1 protein-coding gene is annotated in these 434 nt (G+C 59.0%); it reads right to left on the bottom strand.

Annotation, left to right across the window (positions count from 1 at the left end; all coding sequences use genetic code 11):
- On the bottom strand, positions 1–378 hold a 378-nt coding region (locus EN906_RS36945; protein WP_245481942.1), incomplete at its 3' end, for an endonuclease domain-containing protein.
- Positions 379–434: the final 56 nt, after the last annotated feature.

Below are 434 nucleotides of genomic sequence, written 5' to 3'. Positions count from 1 at the left end.
GTCGGGTGGGGTCGGCTGACATATGCTCAACCTTCCCCTTGACCATCTCGCGACATGCCACGCGCTGTTTATGACATCGGGCTCGTCAACACGGAAGACGTGAAACCCGAGAGAGCGCAGATAGGCATCACGAACAGCATCGTGCCGTTTACCCTTCTCGTGTTCGTGCAGATCACCGTCGACCTCAACGATCAGCTTCACCGCCAAGCAAACGAAGTCAACGATATAAGGCCCAATCGGGCACTGACGGCGAAACTTGATGCCTCCCGATTTCAACTCCCGCAGTTCATACCACAGGAGGGATTCGCCCTTGGTCGCGTGAACTCGAAGCGCGCGCGCCTTCTGGCGCATTTCGAAGCTCACGCGGGTACGGGGCATCAGACGCGGCCACGCAGCAAAAGATCAGGTCGGCACCCAGTCGCACCGACCCCACC

The sequence above is a fragment of the Mesorhizobium sp. M7A.F.Ca.CA.004.06.1.1 genome, assembly GCF_003999135.1.
In the GTDB taxonomy this organism is placed as follows: Bacteria; Pseudomonadota; Alphaproteobacteria; order Rhizobiales; family Rhizobiaceae; genus Mesorhizobium.
This window is presented reverse-complemented; position numbering and strand designations above follow the sequence as displayed.